Source organism: Streptomyces sp. NPDC059355 (genome assembly GCF_042752335.1).
GTDB lineage: Bacteria > Actinomycetota > Actinomycetes > Streptomycetales > Streptomycetaceae > Streptomyces.
On record NZ_JBHYXN010000034.1, the window covers coordinates 74,042 to 91,678 of the forward strand.

A 17,637-nucleotide genomic window follows, 5' to 3' on the forward strand; every position below is an offset into this window, starting at 1 on the left:
CCCTTCGCGTCGAGGGGAGCTCCGGGCCGACGGCCGGAGGGAACCGGACATGTTCGGAACACCCTTGCGGTGGCATGGCCACGTCAATTCATTCATGACATTCTGAGCGGCCCCTCAGGCTGCGTCCGACAGGCGTCGCCGTGTATGCCCCGGAGGCATGTGTCCATGTCCGCATCGCGAAGAAGTGATTCACCACCAGGAAGAACCGCGTTGAACGGCCTCCTCGTCCTGGCAGCGACGCTCGCCATGATGTGGCTGCCCGCCGCCGTGCAGGCGCGTGCCTACGGCCTCGCTGCGGCGGAACAGGTCCGCCTCGACTCGTGGATGGGGGACCTGGCCCCGCGCCTCGCCGATACTCCGCTCAACCGGATTGCGATGCCCGGCAGTCACGACGCCGGGTCCTGGAGCATCACCGCGCGGTCGGGGCAATGCCGTACCGGCTACATCTACGACCTGGCCAGGACCTTCCCGCAGTTGGCCGCGAGCGTCTCCAGGACCCAGCGCGTGTCCATCGCCGAGCAGCTCGCGAACGGGTCCCGCTACGTCGACCTGCGCTTGTGCAAGCAGGACGGCCAGTGGTTCACGTACCACGGAGCCCCGCTCGGTGCCCCGTTCTTCGAACCGGACGGGGAAGCCGAGCAGATCGGCCGGTGGATCACGGCGCACCCTGCGGAGATCGTCGTCGTCGGCCTGTCCGTTTCCGCCCCCGCGGCGGAACTGCCCGCGGCCACCACGGAGGCGTACGACCGCTTCGCTGCCGCCGCCGGCACGGCGAGGATCGCCTCCCAGCAGCAGTTCTCCCCGACGTCGACCTACGGCAGCCTCGTCGCCGCGGGCAAGAACGTGATCCTGCTGGACGACTCGGGACTGGCCGACCGGGCGCTGGCCTGGAATGCCACCGCCACCTCCTCCGGCCGCGGCAGCTACCCCGCCGACAGCCCGCCGGTCGGCAACTACCTCAGAGACTTCGCCGACCCCCGGGCTCTGTTCGCGGAGACCATCGCACGCGACCGGGCAGCGTTGGCCAGGAACCCGGGGGAGGACGCCGGGAAGTTCTTCGTCTTGGCCGGAATCGTCCAGCCGGACACCCTCCTCGGCCTGGCAGGCCTACAGCAGAGCTTCACGGCGCTGCCCGACTCGATGACGTGCGCCTCGGGTTCCTTCTACGACCCCCGCAACGCAGGGGAGTGCTGGAGCTGTCCGGCCGAATACGTAAGGAACGTCACCCCCGTCACCCAAGGCGACGCCTGCTGGCTGCCCAGCCGCGCGGTCAGTACCTCCGCGACATACGTGCGCAACGAAGCCTGGGCGTGGAACTGCCCCTCCGGTACCTTCTGGGACCCCCGCATGGACTCCTTCCCCTGGCAGGGGCAGTGCTGGTCCTGCCCGCCCGATTACCTGCGCAACGTCACTCCCGTCACCAGTGCGAACGCTTGCTGGCGCATGACCCCCATCCGCCAGGCCCCGGCGTCCTTCCGCGGTCCTTCCGGGATCACCCGAACGTTCCTCCTGGACCGTGCGGCCTCCTACAACGCGCTCCTGCATCAGCAGCTCATCGGCCCCTGGAACGTACCTGACCTGCGAAAGAACCTGAACATAGTCGCCGTGGACGACGTCACCGGAGCACCGGACGGCCTTCAGCCCGCAGACCTGGCCCGCGCGATCATCGCCTACAACACGGCATGACACCTGCCCAGGTGCCCCTGGACGGCTTCCGCGGGGAACGCCCGGGGGCACCGGCCGCCGCCGGAGGCGACCACGCGGCGCCGTGAGCAGCGCGCGTGGGTGACCGCGGGACGAGGCACCGGCGCGGCCGAAATGCCCATGAAGACGGCCGCGGCCGACAACGCCGCGACGGCCGTCCGCTACATCCATGGCGCATCGAGCCTGTCGCGGCGGCCGCAGCCGCAGGCTCCGGAGAGGAACGCCGGCGAGGTGGAGAGCAACACGATGCGGGCACGCACACTCTGCGCGACCAGCGCCGCGGCACTGCTGCTCGCACTGTCCCCGGTGTCCCCGGTCACACCCGCCGCCGGGGCCCAGCCGGCAGCGCACGGGGCGGCACACACATCCCCCGCACTTCAGAACATCTCCTCGCGAGGATGATCAGCTACAACAACTTGCAGCATCGCTCCTGGGCCACGGTCCCTTCGGCCTGGTGGCTGGATCCGCGCCCAAGGGTCTGCTATTCACTGGCTGATGATCCTGTGATGGGCCCGAGATCATGGCTTTGACCAGAACCGCCAGGATGGCAGCGAACCACGTCCGCCGGTTCGGGCCGGGTCTCGGGTTCGTTGAAGCAGCACTCCGGGCCGTGCTTGGGTGAATGTCCCGCATGGTGCCATGGCTGCGGAGTTTCAGAAGGGGGCAGTCCAGCCGCTGTCGGACGTCCAGGTCAGGTAGCGGGCTTCCCCGCCGTCGCGGTCGGGGTCGACCTGCCACAGCGCCTCGCACGCCTCCGGCGGGAGGGCGGCAGGGATCTCCACCGTCACCTCCGTTTCGGGATCCTCCACGACCAGCGTGATCTCACGGTCTGCGCGTGTGAGGCGCAGCTGCTGGAGCCATCCGTGGAGTCGTCGGCCAGCGGTGGCGGCGGACTCGACACTTGCCTCGGCCGCCATTTCGCCGAGCTTCGACACATATCCGTCCCCGAACTTGACCAGCAGGTAGGTCAGCGGGATCCCGATGGACAGGCTCCACGACGACACGTCCCTGCGCTGGTTTCCGTGCACCGACACCTCGGCGTCGAGGCCGAGATCAGCGAAGAGGGAACGGAGCGCCGTTCGGTCGGTCTCGGTGACCGGGGTCTCGGTCCTGACCTCAAGGATGCTCACGCCGTCAGTGCCCTTCGTCGGATTCATGGGTGGCTTTCATGAGTGCTGTTCGGCAGCTCGGTGACCATCAGTCCGGCCCAGTCGACCGGGCTTGCCCGGGGGAGCGACCGGTAGACGGATTTCACCGCGTTGTTGATACGCGCGGTGAATCGGCCGGACGGGGCGATGTCGCCGTACACGGACTTGAGGATCTTCGCCGTCGATTCGTCGGGAAGGTCCCACGCCCCGGCGGCGAGCGCGGAACAGCCGGTCGCCAGCGCGGTGGCGATCAATCCGGTCGGGTCGGAACCCGCGTCGGAACCGGAACTGCAGGCAGCGGCGACGAAGAACGGCGGGAGCGGGAGCCCGAGCAGGTCCGCGCAGACCAGAGGGCGCCCACCCGCGAACTGGAACTTGTACGCGAGCCCCTCTCCGCTGCCGTGGGTGGAGAGCACGAGAACGTCGGGCGAGGTCTGCTCCAGGGCCGGGGCCAGTTCCTCCGCCCGGTGGATCAGGGTGAGCTCCACCGCCCCGGCGGCCGCGAGATCGCTGAGTGCCTCCAATTCCTGCATGCTGCCCGGCAGTTCCGGGTTGAAGTAGGCGACGACGCGGGTCGTGGCAGCCGGATCGCGCGGAGCGGAGACCGCCCTCCTGTGCAGGAGCAGACGGAGCAGCGGAAGCCGGTTCACCGCGGCGTGGTCGGCCACGACGGTGCCGGCCGAGAGGGGAAGCGCCGCGACCGGCAGCGCCCGGAGGGTGTGGTCGGCGACGACGTTCAGCTCGCGCACCGAGGTGTTCGTCAGCAGCCAGTCGCGCAGCGGGACGGGGATCAGCTGCGCGGCGACCCCGTCGCGGATCTGATCCCAGCGGGAACTGAACCTTCTGTCGTTGGACATGACCGAGTGCAGGATGCGGGTCTTCTTGACGGAGAGCTCGAAGCGACGAACGCCCGGAGCGGACCCGGGAATCGACCAGGTGACGACTCCGGACAGGCCCTCCGAGTCGTCGTCGGTGGCAGTGACCGACAGGATCGCGGCGGTACCCGAAGCGGCGACGAGGGCCTCGGCGTCCAACGGGACGGGCACGTAGAGGCGGGAGAACTCGCCGGACACCATCTGGCCCAGCTCGGCCTGCAGTTCCCCGAGGCGCTTCTCCCAGTAGGACAGAGGAGGCCCGAACGATCCTGTCTCCGCGGTGGACGAGGCCGGTCGCTCGACGCACAGGACGCGCAGCCGGTCGATCTGGGCGAGGAGTTCGGAGAGTTGGGGGTCGAGAGTGCCGGAGGTCTGTCTCAGCAGTGCGGCGAGGGTGTCCTCCCGCGCCGCCTCGGAGGCTTCCAGTGCCGCCTGCCCGGCCTGACGGACCCCCTGCCCGGCCGCGATCACCGCCATGTCGAGGAAGCGCTGGTGGTAGTTCTTCTGGGCGGACAGCAGGCGCTGCCGGTGGCCCGTCGTGCCGGTCCGCCCACTGGCGAGAACGAGGTGACGGACCGCGTCGCGGATCAGTGCCACGGCTTCCTCGTGACGGCCCAGAGCGCTGCAGACCTCCGCGTCGAGTGCCAGCAGCTCCAGCCGGGCCATCGGCGCGTCCACTCCCCGTACTCCGTCCAGGCCGGCCCGTACCGCCTGCCGGGCGGCCTCGAACCGTCCGCTCGAAAAGAGGGCTGTGCCCAGGACCGCCTGGGCGTCCGCCGTGATCACGGGATCGGCGGACGCCAGGTCCGCCGCGGCCCGCGCGCACTCGGCGGCGCGTTCGGCGCGCCCCGACACCAGGTGGGCGCGGCCCAGCATGCCGAGGGCCTCCGCCCTGGCCGTGGCGGCCTCCGGGACCCTCGCGGCCAACTCGCAAGCCTGTTCGAGGTTGTCGATCGCCTCGTCCACCGATCCGGCGAGCGCCTGGCCCTTGGCGTACTCCGTGGCCGCCCGCAGGACCAACGTCATGATCGCGATGGGGTGGGTGCTGCTGAAATCCGTCTCCGGGAAGTAGCGGAAGAACGCTTCCAGGCAGTCATGTGCGTCGTCGTACTCGTCGAGGAGCAGTTGAATGGAGGCGCGGGCGACGAGGGCGCCGAGGAGCACCGGGCCGTCCTTACGGCGCCGCGAAGAATCGATGACGTCGGCGCATGTCGCCAAGGCCTTGCTGACGTCGCCTCGCCAGTGTTCCAGAGTGGCCAGGTTGAGCCGGGACTGGTCGATGCGGTGGTACGCCTGATCGGCGAACAGGCCGCCGAGGCCGCTGATCAGCTCGGACACCGCGCTGATGGCCTCGGAGTACGCGCGTGCGGCCTCGTCCACCAGTTGTTCGGAGACCAGGCCCGAGGCCTCCACCATGCGAGCTTCCCACGTGATCAGGGCACGTTCTTCCGAGCCGATACGCGGTAACTCGCTCAGCGCGCGGTCCAGCGGCTCACGCCACCCGGGGTTCCGCAGCGCCTGGCAGGCCCTGGCCTGCAACGTCCACGCGAGCGCGGCACGGTTGGCGCGACCGACGGAGCTCGCCAGTTCCGCCGCCTCCCCGGCGACCTCGCCCGCACGCTCGTACTGCTGGCCGTCATAGAGCGCGGAGGCGTGGGAGATGGCCCGATGCAGGGTGCGGGCAGTGGTCATCCGCTTGATCAGTGACACGATCCCCCCGTTGCGCCCTCTTGCGAACTGGACCGAATCTACTGCAGCTTGTGGGGCTCTCGCTGACAAATCACCCACAACCTCGACTGCCTCGACCACACGGCGGCGACCTCGCGCAACGCACCGCGGGCCGCCGCCACGTAACTCGACCAGCCGTCCGCGTGGTCGGGGGCTGATCATCTGACGGCCTCGAACGGTGCCCCGAACGTGATCGCCCGCACGGGGAATGCCGGGACCTGAACACGGCCTTCGCCTGATCCTGTGCCCCGACCAAAGAGGCACTTGACCAGCCATGACCCGCACAACGACACCGCCGTGACCGTCTGGCTCGGTGCGCTTCGACGCCCCGCAGGCCAGGTAGGTTCGCTCGCCCGCTCCACTGCAGAGCCACTGCTGCCGACGGCCATCTGACGCGGGCGCCGCAGGCACCGACAGCATCGCGCGCAGCACCTACGCGTCGTGCTGGCTGAGGGGCCTGGCCATGCTGAGACAGGGCCAGGCCCCGGGCTTTCCGTCTGGCTGCGTCACTGCTCGCCGGTGTCCGTAGTCCACACTGCCGGTCCGCCGCCGCGCCACTCGATGAGCAGCTCGTCGTTCGGGCGGACATCGTCTGGGTCCAGGCTGCACGGCGCAGGAATTCTGGTAGGTCACAGAGGCTGGTGGCGCGGCCGAGGATCTCCCCGTCGGCGCGGACGCGGCGCCCGCCCTGGGCGTCCGTGGGGTAGATGATGATGCACAGGTCAGGGGTCTTCCTTCACCGTGCCCCTGGCCATTCACTCCGGCATCCCGAGGGCTGTGTCGAGCCGGAAGTCCGGGCAGGCGGGTATCCGCTCGGCCAATGCCCGGCGCGCCTGCCCGGTGCTGATGGGAGTGCAGCGCTTTCGGCTGTCCCAGCAGTCCCCGGCATGGATGCTGACCGGCAGTCGGCCCGCCCCGATGCCGCGCTGGATCAGCCGCGCGGGCGGCTCGGCCGGTGGCCTGCGCTGCGAGCCGAGGGCCTCGCGTTCTTCTGCCGCGTTCAGCCCTCGCTCGGCGCGGACGAGCTTGCCGCTTAGGTGCGTCACCCCGGTCCGCAGGCGCGGCAGGCCAGGCGGGAGCTCGGACACCTCTCAGCCCCCGCACTGCGCCTGCGGACAGATAGCGCAGGCAGAGCGCCGCCAGCGCCATGCCTCGGGGGGAGGCCAGGAGTTCGGGCGGAGCGGGGGTCTCCGCCAGCTCCAGCAGGCGCCCGCCCCAGTGGGCCCACGGCAGGCCCGCGGCGTCCAGCGCCCCCGTGTCCACACCTCCGGCAACCCCCGCGACCCCCAGAAGGGGCTGCTCGTTGTCGGCCCCCCGCAACCCGCTCTCGGCGAACTGGACGATGGACGCCCATGTACCCGTCGTTCCGTAGGCCCTCAGACCTTCCCGTACGACGAGGTCGCTTTCGCCGAGCACATTCACGGGGGACCCCGCCAGGAGGATGATCGCATCATGCCAGCGCTTCCACGCGAGGTAGGAGACGACGCGCACCCCGTCGCCGTCCAGCGCGTGGTCACCGGTGAAGGAGTACAGGCCGTGGGCCCAGACGGTGTGGTCCCGGTAGTAACCGGACGTGCCCAGCACGCCGACCTCCGGCAGCGGCTCGCTCATCTCCCGCTTCTCCAGCCTGCGCCGTACCTTGTTCGCGCGCCGGTGGAGCTCGGTCTGCGCCCTGGGGGCCGGGGCGAGCTCGACCCCGCCGAATCCGGGGATCTCGGCGCTCACCCTCCCGGTGACGGGCAGTCTGCGGAACAACGCCTCCTCGAGACCGTCGATCTTGGTCCTGGAGATGTACGCGTACTGCCGGATCGTCACACTTCCCCCTCGTCCGCACTCTGCCCCAGCCGCCTGCGCAGAGACTCCGCCAGTGCCGGACGGCCCGACTCGTCATCGGGCCGCAGCAGCGCCGCCGTCACCGGGGGGTCGAACCGCGGGACCCCCGCAGCCAGTTCCCGCACCCGTGCCGACGCCTCCTCGATCCGATCCTGGTAGGCGGCGATTCCCCGTACCGCGAACCAGTTCCCCGGGACATAGTCCTCCACCGTTTCCTCCGGATCCCTGGCCACGTCCATGAGCCCCCTGGCTCGTACGCCGCCGTCCCGTACGGGTCGCAGACGCAGAGCTACCCCTGCACGCAGACGGGGGGCAAAGCTCAGACCGAAGGGGACGACGCCAAAGCCGAGTACGACAAGGGCTTCCAGTTCGCCTTCCAGTAGATCAAGGCGAGCTGCCAGGCCACCCAACCCAGGACCACCGGGGAGGTCGACCCGAACTGGCAGAAGGGCTACGACAAGGGTGCCGAACTGGCGGCCAACACCTTCTGCAAGGGCCAAAGCGGCAACCCCAAGGCCGGCAATTGAGCGCCGACGGGATTGGAGCACCAGGGCTTCACCTCCCGCCAGGAGCTGGAGGGCCTGATGGCTGTGATGGCCCCTGAACCCATACCGGGAATCAGGCTGCGACGAGCTCCTGCTCGCGGTCCGACCTTTTGACCTTGGGCTTCTTGTTCGGCAGTGAGAGCCGGAAGACCTTGTGCCAGGCGGAGAACACCTGCTTGGGGAGCGGCCCGGTGACGTACTCCAGCTCATACTTTTCGAACAGCTCGCGCACCTTCACCGCGACCTCGGCGTACCGGTTGCTCGGCAGGTCCGGGAACAGGTGGTGCTCGATCTGGTGCGACAGGTTGCCGGTCATGAAGTGCATGGCCCTGCTGCCGCTGATGTTCGCCGAGCCCATCATCTGGCGCAGGTACCACTGGCCGCGCGTTTCATCCTTGATCGACCGGCGCTCGAAGACCTGTACGCCCTCGGGGAAGTGCCCGCACATGATCACCGAGTGGGACCAGATGTTGCGGACCAGGTTCGCGGTGAACGTAGCGGCGAGCGTGGGCAGGAACGACGGGCCCGACAGCAGCGGGTGGATCACGTAGTCCTTGAGCACCTGCTTGCGGATCTTGCGGCCCACGGCCCTGGCCCGCGCGCGGAACTCCGGGTCCTTGCGGCGGCGCTTGTGCAGGTTCTTGCCGAGCTCCAGGTCGTATGCTGCGATGCCGTACTCGAAGAAGCAGGCGTTGATGAAGTTCCACAGCGGCTGGCCGAGGTGGAACGGGTGCCACTTCTGGTCCTCGTCGACGCGCATGATGCCGTAGCCGAGGTCGTTGTCCTTGCCGATCACGTTGGTGTAGGTGTGGTGCAGCTCGTTGTGCGAGTGCTTCCACTGCTCGGACGGCGAGACGTGGTCCCACTCCCAGGTGGTGGAGTGGATCTTCGGGTCCCGCATCCAGTCCCACTGGCCGTGCAGGATGTTGTGGCCGATCTCCATGTTGTCCATGATCTTCGCCACGGACAGCCCGGCGGTGCCGAGCAGCCACGCGGGCGGGAAGATCGAGAACAGCAGCACGCCCCTGCTGACCAGCTCGAGCTTGCGCTGCGCCGAGATGACCTTGCGGATGTAGGCGGCGTCCTTCTCGCCGCGTCCGGCGATCACCTCCTCGCGGATCGCGTCCAGCTCGCGGCCAAGCTCCTCGATCTGCTCCGCGGTCAGGTGGGCGGTGGGGTCGATGGCGGTCAAGGTGCTCCTACCGTTCGATGTCGCAGGGGCCCGCCGCGGCGGACACGCAGGTCTGGATGAGGACGCCCGGCTCGGCCTCGGTGATTTCGCCGGTGCGCAGGTCTCGGACGGCGCCTGCCTTGAGCGGCGTGATGCAGCCGAAGCAGATGCCCATGCGGCACCCGGAGGGCATGAGCACGCCGGCCTCCTCGCCGATGTCCAGCAACGGGGTGGCGCCGTCCGCGTCGACGGTCTTGCCGGTGGCGCTGAACGTGACCTCGCCGCCATCGCCGGCGACGACGATGTTGGGGCGGAAGCGTTCGGTATGCAGGCGCTCTTGTACGCCGTGCTCGGTCCAGTGCTCTTCGGCGGCGTCGAGCAGGCCCGCGGGCCCGCAAGCCCAGGTCTCGCGCTCGGCCCAGTCGGGCACGAGTTCGTCGAGACGGGCGATGTCGAGCATGCCGTCCGTGTCGGTGTGCACCTCGGTGAGCCGCAGCTTCTTGTCCGCGACGAGGTCGTGCAGTTCCTTGCGGAAGATCACGTCTTGCGGCTGTGGCGCGCAGTGGACCATGACGACGTCGTCGATCTCGATGTCGCGCAGCATGCCCATCACGGGCGTGATGCCGCTGCCGGCCGTCAAGTAGAGCACCTTGGCGGGCTTGGCCTGCGGCAGCACGAAGTCACCGGTCGGATGGTCGAGTCGGACCAGCGTGCCCGGTTTCGCCCTGCGGACCAGGTGGTTGCTGACCTTGCCGTCCGGGATCGCCTTCACGGTGATCGTGACGCGGCCGTCCTGGCGGTTTGTCGGCGAGGTGAGGGAGTAGGCACGCCACAGGCGCACCCCGTCGACGTCGACCCCGATCCGCACGTACTGACCGGCCGTGTGGCCGCGCCAGCCTCGCCCCGGCCTGATCACGATCGTGGCGGCGTCACCCGTCTCGGGGTGCACGGCCTCGATGCGCCCACGCAGGTCGGCGCCCGCACGCAGCGGGCTGACCAGGTCGAGGTAGTCCGACGGCAGCAGCGGCGTCGTGACCATCTCCAGCAGTTTCCACGCCCTGCTGCGGAGGGCTGCACTCGTCATGACTCCAGCTTGCTGCGCCTCAAGGCGTAAAGTCCTGACCGCAGGACGTAAATCTGATCGGCAGAATTGTTCGCAGGGAATGAAACCGTGAGCCATGCAATCCGGAGGGCCAGCGAACTGGCCCTGGATGAGACGACGGTCACAGCGCTTCGGGCGGCGCTGAAGACCACCGCCGACGAGGTCGTCCAGGCGATCATCGACGAGGTCCCTCCCTACGCCAACGCGCTTTCGGGCCGCATGGGCGCCACCATCCGCCGAGCCGTCCGCACCGCCCTGGGGCACTACCTGGATCTCGCGAGCGGGACCGCCGCAGGCGGCGACGGCGATGACGCGGCTTACGAGCTGGGCCGCGGCGAAGTGCGCGACGGCCGTTCGATGGACGCCCTGCTCAGCGCCTACCGCGTCGGCGCCCGCGTGGCCTGGCGATGCCTGGCAGCGGGCGCTGTACCCGCAGGTCTGCCCGCCGCCGAGGTCGCCAAGTTCGCCGAGCTGACCTTCGCCTACATCGACGAGCTCTCCGCCGCGAGCGCCGCGGGCCACGCCGACGAACTGGCCGCCCGGGGCAGGGCCCACGAGCGCCACCTGGAACACCTGGCCCGCGACCTCCTCGCCGGCGCGAGCTCGGACGTGCTGCTGGCCTCTGTTCAACGTGCCGGGTGGCAGCCGCCGACTTTGCTGACCGCGGTCCTGCTGCCCGCCGCCCAGGCCCGGCCTGCCTACCGCACGCTCGACCCGAGCACCCTCGTCCTAGACGATCTGCCGGACGCCACCGGTGTGCTGCTCGTCCCCGATGCCGACCGGCCACACCTCTTGCGGCAGTTGACCGACCGCATCGCCGTGGTCGGCCCGGCCCGGCCATGGACCCGTGCGTCCGCCTCGTACGCACGCGCCGTACGCGCGCGCTCCCTCTCCTCCGATATTCGCGACACCGAGGACCACCTGCCCGAGCTGGTGCTGAGCGCTGACGCGGACGCGTTCGCAGACCTGCGTGCCCGAGCCCTCGCACCCTTGCGGGCCTTGCCTGTCGCGACGGCACGGCGGCTGGAGGAGACGTTGCGGGCGTGGCTGCTGCACCAGGGCAGGCGGGACGAGGTGGCGGCGGCGTTGTTCGTCCATCCCCAGACGGTCCGGTACCGGATGTCGCAGCTGCGGGGGCTGTTTCCGGATCTCGCATCGCCACAGCGGGTCCTTGAACTGACGCTGGCGGTCGGTCTTCGGGTCAGCTGACGCGTACCTCGATTTCTCCCTGCCCGCGTCCACGAGCAGTCCGGGAATCGTGCCTCGTCCTCAGTGCCATCAGCTGCCTCATGCGGCCCGGGGAGCTGTATCGGCCAGCTGAGACCGGGTTGATGTGAAGAGCAGCAAAGGCCTCGGGAAGCCGGGCTTTGCAGGCGAGTTCCAAGTTCTGGCACAGATCTTGGGGACCGGTCGCAGAGGGTGACAGTGTCGTTCGATTGAAGGGGTGATCACGAGCCCGGCCGTCCGGCTCGAACACTCACCTCGTAGCCTCCGCCTATGACTGCTGATCCGTTCCAGTGCCGCTGCGTCCTCTGCCATGACTACGGTGACCGGGACGAAGCGGACGGCATGGATCTGACGATCATCGAGAACGTGCAGTGGCACGGATGGCACGTCGTGATGGTTCCCGAGGACGACATCGGTCCTGGATTCGCCTACACGATCGGCCTCGCGCACACTCACAGCGGACCTGAGCTCGCCATGTTCGGACTCGATATCCACGTCATGCACCGCATTCTCAACAGGCTCGGAGAGAAGTCCGCCGCGGGCGCAGTACTGGCTGACGGCCAGAGACATCCTGACGTTGTCGACAGTCACCAAGTCGCGCTCAGGCAGGTCGATCTGCGCTGGTACCGGACCTTCTTCGGACAGGCCATCGGGTTCTACCGACGACCTCCTTTCCCTGTGCTGCAAGTTGCGTGGCCCGATGCGCATGACCGATTTCACTGGGACGAACAGGCTGAGGTCAAGCATCGGGGGTCACAGCCTCAGTTGTGGCTGCCACCGAGTGAGCACCCGGTCGGGATCTGGACGACCGAGCTCTGACCCCGTGCCGGTATGCGACGGAGCAACACCATCGCCAGAAGAGGCTACTGGAGCAAGATCATTTTGCGGAGCAGTTCAAATCCGGCTCGACCGTAGAGCTGCCGCTTGATCTTCTTGATGCGGTTCACGGCTTCCTCGATGCTGCCGGAGCTCCAGTCCAGGGTGAGCCCGGCTGTCACCGCGCCGAGATCCCGGAGCAGGTGAAGCGCGAAGCCAGTGAGGCCTGGCAACTGGCTGGCGTCGACTGCGTCGATCCAGGCAGGCAGCGTGGAGCCGAGGCGGCCGGTGAGTATCTCGCCGAAGTCGCGGAATGTCCGGCGGCCTTGTCCAGTTCGGGGCAGCAGGCCAGGACATCCTTGTTGAGCCGTGTGGTGAACCGTGCGTGTGGGGCGGCGAGCCGCGAGAACGGCTTGGCGAACGTCCGGCGCGGGCAGTCCGTCGCTCCGCAGATGAATCGCCGGACCGTCAGCCGGGACAAGAGCCCTGCTCAGCGAGTGGAAGGTCCTCCGGCTTGCGCTGGTCGTGGACTCGGTCCGAGAAGCGGCCGCAGTCCGGACACTCGGCGCCGGCCGCGCGGCCTCTTGCCACCACCTCGACCGTGCCGAACGCGGCCGTAACCGCCTCGACATCCACATCATCGATCCCCTCGAACACCAGCGAGTCCCAGAACGGTGCATCGGTCTGCATGACCAGCACCATCACCGCCCACAACCGACCGCAGCAGCGGCCAGCAGGCACCTGAGGGAGCGTCACTTCCAACTGTCGGACGACAAGGCGTACGCGGTCTCACGTGGACCCGACTCCTCGCAATCGAACATCGGGGTAACGCTCTGCGACGACTCCCCAAGATCTGTGCCAGAACCGAGTTGCGACGTCGTTTCGACACGAGGTTGAGAGTCGCAAGATCGCGCGAGTAGCCGATGTACGTGAGAACGGGAGGCACCCCTCGCTCATGCATCCCTGATCATGAAATGGCTGGCGCGCTGCATTTGTCGGGCCGTTCGTTGCACACGGTGCACGCCTGGCTTCGCTGTGCGGGGAGCGATGAGAGAAAGCGTGCATGAGCACGATCGACGCGGGCGCCGAGCGGAAGCCGGTAGCGGCTGGGTGTCGGGACTGATGCACGGTGTCGGTCGTCTATCGGTGGCTGCGGTTTCGATGTCGGTGGCTTGTCGGCGGGGTTCGGCAGCGTGTGAGAGGCGGCCGGCCGGAGCACACCGGGCGGCCCCGATCCTAAGGAGCCACCATGCACGTACCCGTCACGATCATCGGCGCAGGACTCGGCGGGCTCATCCTGGCCCGCGTCCTTCACGTCCACGGAATCCCGGTCACGGTCTACGAGGCGGAGTCCTCTCCGACGGTGCGAACGCAGGGCGGAATGCTCGACATCCACGATTACAACGGGCAGCTCGCCCTTAAGTCGGCTGGCCTGATGGACGAGTTCCACGCCATCGTCATGAAGGGCCGCCAGGCGCTGCGGGTCCTCGACCGGGACGGGACCGTCCTGCTCGACAAGGCCGACGACGGAACGGGCGGCCGCCCCGAGGTGCAGCGCGGCGATTTACGACGGATGCTGCTCGACTCGCTCCCGGCCGGCACCGTCCGGTGGGGCCACAAGGTCAGCAGCACCCGCGCACTCGGCAAGGGCCGCCACGAGGTGACGTTCGCCGACGGCAGCACCGTCGAAACCCGCCTGCTGGTCGGCGCGGACGGCGCATGGTCACGGGTCCGGCCGCTGCTCACCACCGCCACACCCGAGTACGCCGGCACGTCGTCCGTCGAGACGTACCTCTTCGATGCCGACAGCCGTCACCCTGCCGCCGCGCAGGCGGTCGGCGGCGGGATGCTGATGGCGCCCTCGCCGGGCAAGGAGATCTTCGCTCACCGGGAAAGCGGCGACACCCTACACACCTACGTGGTGCTGGCCAGGCCACAGGACTGGTTCGCCGCAATCGACTTCACCGATCCCGCCGCGGCCACCGCGCGCATCGCGCGGGAATTCGACGGCTGGGTACCGGAACTCACCGCCCTGATCACCGACGGCGACACCGCGCCGGTCTGGCGCCCCCAGTACGCCCTGCCCGCCGGGCACCGGTGGGACCGCGTGCCGGGGGTGACCCTGATCGGCGACGCCGCCCACCTCGCGCCCCCGAACGGGGACGGTGCCAACCTCGCCATGCTCGACGGTGCCGAACTCGGCCAGGCCCTTGCCGCGCACCCCGACGACATCGAGGCCGCGCTCACCGAGTACGAGCAGGCCATGTTCCCCCGCAGCGCCGACGCCGCCACTTTTGAAGGTGGCGCCGTTGTAGGGATCGACTCCGAGCACAACACGGCCCAGGGCCTGATCAACATGATCACCGAGAAGGACCAATGAGCCGCACAGGACCTGATCCGATGCTCTCCGTCCCGGCCTCGCCCAAGCCCACCTCTTAGCTGCCCGCCGCCACGTCGGCCAATGCCCGGATCTCGCCGGCGATGGTGTGCCAGACCGGTTCGGGCAGTTCGTGACCGACCTCCAGCAGCAGCAGCTTGCGGGCGTTGGGGATCCGGGACGCGATCGCTGTCGCGGCAGCGGGCTTGATCAGGGGGTCGTCCGCGCCGTGCAGGACCAGTGTCGGCCGCTGGATGCCGCTGATCGGCCCGCTGTGCCACTGGGCGCCGATCTGGCGGCTCTGCGCCTGCTGGTCGTGCACGCCCGCGTCGGCGGCGCGCTCGGCGGCTTCCCTTGCGGCGTGCTCGTCGAAGGTGCGGGCCGGCGAGGCGAGGAGCCGGGAGACCTCGACACTGGCGGCGATCGCGCCCTCCCGGGTATCGGGGAACTTCAGCTTGGCGAACTTCGCGAGGGTCCCCATCCGGATGAAGCGCATGGTCTTCAGGCCCGCGACATCGCCGGGAACCGCGGACATGGTCGTCACGGTCCGCACCCGGTGCGGGTGTCTCAGGGCCACGCGCTGGGCGATGGCGCCGCCGAGAGAGACGCCCAGCAGATGCGCGGATTCCCAGCCCAGCGCGTCCATGACGGCGATCGCGTCGTCCGCCATGTCCTCGGCCGTGTAGGTCTCGCCGCGCTTGCGGAACAGCGCGGAGAGGGGGTTCCTGGGTGCAACGGGCGGCAGGTGGGTCGACTCGCCTCCGTCGCGCTGGTCGTAGCGGGCGACGGCGAAGCCCGCCTCGGCGAGCAGGTGGCACAGGCCGTCCGGGATCCAGAGCCGGTTGACGCCGAGACCGGTCATCAGCAGCAGCGGCTCCCCGTCCGTCCCCTCGGTGAGCCGGTCGTACGCGAGCTCGACCTGCCCGTTCTCGGCGAAGCGGATCGGGGTCCACGGGTGCGCGGCGGACTCGGACATGACTGCCTCCCCATAAACTGCGATCGATGTTCGCAGTTTTAGTATAGGGGGTGCCCGCAGGCAGCGGCACGAAGTGGATGAGAGCAGGTGCACGAGTGGCCCAGGAGCCGGTAATCGTCTGGACCCGGCCGGAGCGCGGCGCACGCGGGCCCGCCGCCGTGCACACCCGCGCGGAGTTGGCCGAGGTTGCGGTCCGGCTGGCGGACCGGGGCGGCCTCGCGGCCGTGTCCATGCGCCAGGTCGGCGCGGAGCTGGGCACCGGCCAGGCGTCGCTGTACCGCTACCTCGGCTCCCGCGACGACCTCCTCGACCTGATGACGGACGCGGTCGCGGGCGAGATCGGCCTGGACGTCCCGCTCACCGGTGACCCGGTCGAGGATCTGTTCGCCCTCGCAGTCCGGGCGAAGGACACGCGGCTGCGGCACCCCTGGCTCGTCGACGTACCCCCGGAGCCGCTCCGGATCGGCCCGAACGGGATGGACTTCCTGGAGTACGCACTCCGGGCGCTCGCCCCCGCCGGGCTGCCCGGCCGGACCGGCATGGAGATCGTCGCCCTGCTGAACGCCCTGACCGAGCAGTTCTCCCGCGCCGAGTTGCAGACCGACCGCGGACTCACCGGCCGCCAGGGGGCGCAGGCCGCGTACATCGGCGAGACGGCGGCCCAGGGCGGGCACCCGCACGTCGCAGCGGCCCTGGCTGAGCAGTCGGAAGCGGACCCGGCGCAGGACGAGCAGCTGCGGTTCGAGCGGATCATGCGGCGGGCACTCACCGGCCTCATCACGCAGGGGGCCGGCGCCTGAGCTTGTCCTGCCTTCCAAGCGTGGCTTCGTCCTCGGCGTGGGCGACTGCCGCCGGGGCGCTTGAAAACAGCGAGCGGCAGGGCCTTACTCTGCTGACGGCAAGACAGGCGCTGTTGATGCGACGCGGCTGTCCGTTGCAAGGCGGTGGCCCGGTTCGCATCATGTTCCTGACGAACGACCAGGAGGTTGACCGGTGATCACTCTGACCGCAGTCGCAGGAGTGGCCCTGGTCGAACTGGGCATGGCCCTGACTCCAGGACCGAACATGATTCACCTCGCCTCTCGCGCGATCACCCAAGGCCGCAGGGCGGGCCTGGTCAGCCTCTGTGGGACCGCCGTGGGATTCGTGTGCTATCTGCTGGCATCGGCTGCGGGCCTGTCGGCATTGTTCGCTGCCGTGCCGGTGGCGTTCATACTGGTCAAACTTGCCGGCGCCGCCTACTTGGCCTACCTCGCGTGGGGCATGCTCAAGCCCGGTGGCAGCTCGCCCTTCGTCCCGGCCCAGGACCTGCCTCCGGTCGCTGACGCCCGTCTGTTCTCGATGGGGCTGCTGACGAACCTGCTCAACCCCAAGATCGCTCTTATGTATGCCGCCCTGCTGCCCCAGTTCTTGGACTCGCAGGCAGGTCCGGCCTGGGGTCAACTGCTCCAGCTCGGTGGGGTGCAGATCATCGTGGGTATCTCGGTGAACGCTCTGATCATGTTGGGCGCAGCTCGGGTGTCGGGATTCCTGACCGCCCGCCCTCGTGCCATGACTGCCCAGCGGTTCACGGCGGGTGGCTTGCTCGGCGCCTTCGCGATGCACACCGCGCTGTCCCGTACCCCTGTCTCGGCCTGAACCCGGCCCATGTCGCCGTGATGCCCGACTAGGGCCCGTTGCGAAAGTGGATCGTCGCCCCGCAGCCGCGCGTTGCGGGGCGACTCCCTCGCGAGCGTTCTCCCTCGGCTGACGGCTCAACGTACCTGGGAGGCGTGACGATCGCACATGGGCCAGATGAGGTCGGCGGGAGCGGCTTTGGGCTGGAGCTGCCAGGGGGCGAGAGATTGGGGCCCGTACGCTGGTCGCGAATCGGGCAGTCTCTAGGGCAGCAGCCTGTCCGGCCACACCCGGGACCACCTCGACGCAGTCGCTGCCGAACTCAACAGCAGGCGATGGTCCGCTCGACAACTGAGTGACGTCGTTACGGTTCCCGCCGGTCAGCGACACGGCAGGCGGGATGCCCCGGCCGTCGACGATCAGGTGGTGCTTGCTGCCCGGCCGAGCGCGGTCGACCGGGCTGGGACCGCTTTTGGGCCCCGTCGAGCGGCCCTGACGTGGGAGGAGTCGATCACCGC

Annotated in this window: 16 protein-coding genes and 1 pseudogene; 7 read left to right on the plus strand and 10 right to left on the minus strand. The window is 69.0% G+C overall.

The window, feature by feature from the left end; genetic code table 11:
• The first annotated feature begins 210 nt into the window (after window positions 1-210).
• Both ACFXGI_RS27760 and ACFXGI_RS27765 read left to right on the plus strand, forming a co-directional pair.
• On the plus strand, window positions 211-1,686 hold the full coding sequence (locus ACFXGI_RS27760) for a hypothetical protein (protein ID WP_384712081.1): 1,476 nt from the start codon (window positions 211-213) through the stop codon (window positions 1,684-1,686).
• Window positions 1,687-1,785: 99 nt separating this feature from the next.
• Complete coding sequence (locus tag ACFXGI_RS27765; protein ID WP_384712084.1) at window positions 1,786-2,106, plus strand: hypothetical protein; 321 nt, start codon at window positions 1,786-1,788, stop codon at window positions 2,104-2,106.
• A 251-nt stretch (window positions 2,107-2,357) separates the two neighbouring features.
• Here the strand turns inward: ACFXGI_RS27765 and ACFXGI_RS27770 are convergent, their stop codons facing one another.
• From ACFXGI_RS27770 to ACFXGI_RS27795, 6 genes are all read right to left on the minus strand, one after another.
• Entirely contained in the window at window positions 2,358-2,834 is a 477-nt protein-coding gene (locus ACFXGI_RS27770) for a hypothetical protein (protein WP_384712087.1), read from the minus strand.
• A 23-nt stretch (window positions 2,835-2,857) separates the two neighbouring features.
• Window positions 2,858-5,437, minus strand: a complete 2,580-nt coding sequence (locus tag ACFXGI_RS27775) for a CHAT domain-containing protein (RefSeq protein ID WP_384712090.1) — start codon at window positions 5,435-5,437, stop codon at window positions 2,858-2,860.
• 773 nt (window positions 5,438-6,210) lie between these two features.
• Window positions 6,211-6,501, minus strand: a complete 291-nt coding sequence (locus ACFXGI_RS27780; protein ID WP_384712093.1) for a DUF6233 domain-containing protein — start codon at window positions 6,499-6,501, stop codon at window positions 6,211-6,213.
• A gap of 765 nt (window positions 6,502-7,266) precedes the next feature.
• On the minus strand, window positions 7,267-7,527 hold the full coding sequence (locus ACFXGI_RS27785) for a hypothetical protein (protein ID WP_384712096.1): 261 nt from the start codon (window positions 7,525-7,527) through the stop codon (window positions 7,267-7,269).
• Between the two features lie 379 nt (window positions 7,528-7,906).
• A complete protein-coding gene (locus tag ACFXGI_RS27790; RefSeq protein WP_384712099.1) occupies window positions 7,907-9,025 on the minus strand; it encodes a fatty acid desaturase family protein in 1,119 nt (372 codons plus the stop codon).
• A gap of 7 nt (window positions 9,026-9,032) precedes the next feature.
• Window positions 9,033-10,088, minus strand: a complete 1,056-nt coding sequence (locus ACFXGI_RS27795; protein WP_384712102.1) for a ferredoxin reductase — start codon at window positions 10,086-10,088, stop codon at window positions 9,033-9,035.
• Between the two features lie 87 nt (window positions 10,089-10,175).
• On the opposite strand from ACFXGI_RS27795, the gene ACFXGI_RS27800 reads away from it, so the two are divergent.
• Window positions 10,176-11,315 (plus strand): PucR family transcriptional regulator, encoded by a 1,140-nt coding sequence (locus ACFXGI_RS27800; RefSeq protein WP_384712105.1) that lies wholly within the window; start codon window positions 10,176-10,178, stop codon window positions 11,313-11,315.
• 288 nt (window positions 11,316-11,603) lie between these two features.
• On the plus strand, window positions 11,604-12,152 hold the full coding sequence (locus tag ACFXGI_RS27805) for a DUF4262 domain-containing protein (RefSeq protein ID WP_384712108.1): 549 nt from the start codon (window positions 11,604-11,606) through the stop codon (window positions 12,150-12,152).
• Between the two features lie 44 nt (window positions 12,153-12,196).
• Here the strand turns inward: ACFXGI_RS27805 and ACFXGI_RS27810 are convergent, their stop codons facing one another.
• Both ACFXGI_RS27810 and ACFXGI_RS27815 read right to left on the minus strand, forming a co-directional pair.
• The gene (locus ACFXGI_RS27810; RefSeq protein WP_384712111.1) at window positions 12,197-12,382 is read right to left on the minus strand and encodes a hypothetical protein; all 186 of its coding nucleotides are present in this window, start codon (window positions 12,380-12,382) and stop codon (window positions 12,197-12,199) included.
• 235 nt (window positions 12,383-12,617) lie between these two features.
• Window positions 12,618-12,839: a hypothetical protein gene (locus ACFXGI_RS27815; protein WP_384712113.1), complete on the minus strand. Its 222-nt coding sequence runs from the start codon at window positions 12,837-12,839 to the stop codon at window positions 12,618-12,620.
• 559 nt (window positions 12,840-13,398) lie between these two features.
• Between ACFXGI_RS27815 and ACFXGI_RS27820 the strand changes: the two genes are divergently transcribed.
• Window positions 13,399-14,529 carry an FAD-dependent oxidoreductase gene (locus tag ACFXGI_RS27820; protein ID WP_384712116.1) on the plus strand — a complete coding sequence of 377 codons (1,131 nt, stop codon included), beginning with the start codon at window positions 13,399-13,401 and terminating at the stop codon, window positions 14,527-14,529.
• A 55-nt stretch (window positions 14,530-14,584) separates the two neighbouring features.
• Here ACFXGI_RS27820 and ACFXGI_RS27825 read toward each other — a convergent pair whose 3' ends face one another.
• Window positions 14,585-15,502 carry an alpha/beta fold hydrolase gene (locus ACFXGI_RS27825; RefSeq protein WP_384712119.1) on the minus strand — a complete coding sequence of 306 codons (918 nt, stop codon included), beginning with the start codon at window positions 15,500-15,502 and terminating at the stop codon, window positions 14,585-14,587.
• A 77-nt stretch (window positions 15,503-15,579) separates the two neighbouring features.
• Between ACFXGI_RS27825 and ACFXGI_RS27830 the strand changes: the two genes are divergently transcribed.
• Entirely contained in the window at window positions 15,580-16,302 is a 723-nt protein-coding gene (locus ACFXGI_RS27830; RefSeq protein WP_384712122.1) for a TetR/AcrR family transcriptional regulator, read from the plus strand.
• 193 nt (window positions 16,303-16,495) lie between these two features.
• On the plus strand, window positions 16,496-17,140 hold the full coding sequence (locus ACFXGI_RS27835) for a LysE family translocator (RefSeq protein ID WP_384712125.1): 645 nt from the start codon (window positions 16,496-16,498) through the stop codon (window positions 17,138-17,140).
• A 327-nt stretch (window positions 17,141-17,467) separates the two neighbouring features.
• Here the strand turns inward: ACFXGI_RS27835 and ACFXGI_RS27840 are convergent.
• Window positions 17,468-17,637, minus strand: a pseudogene (locus ACFXGI_RS27840) (transposase); the annotation flags it as partial.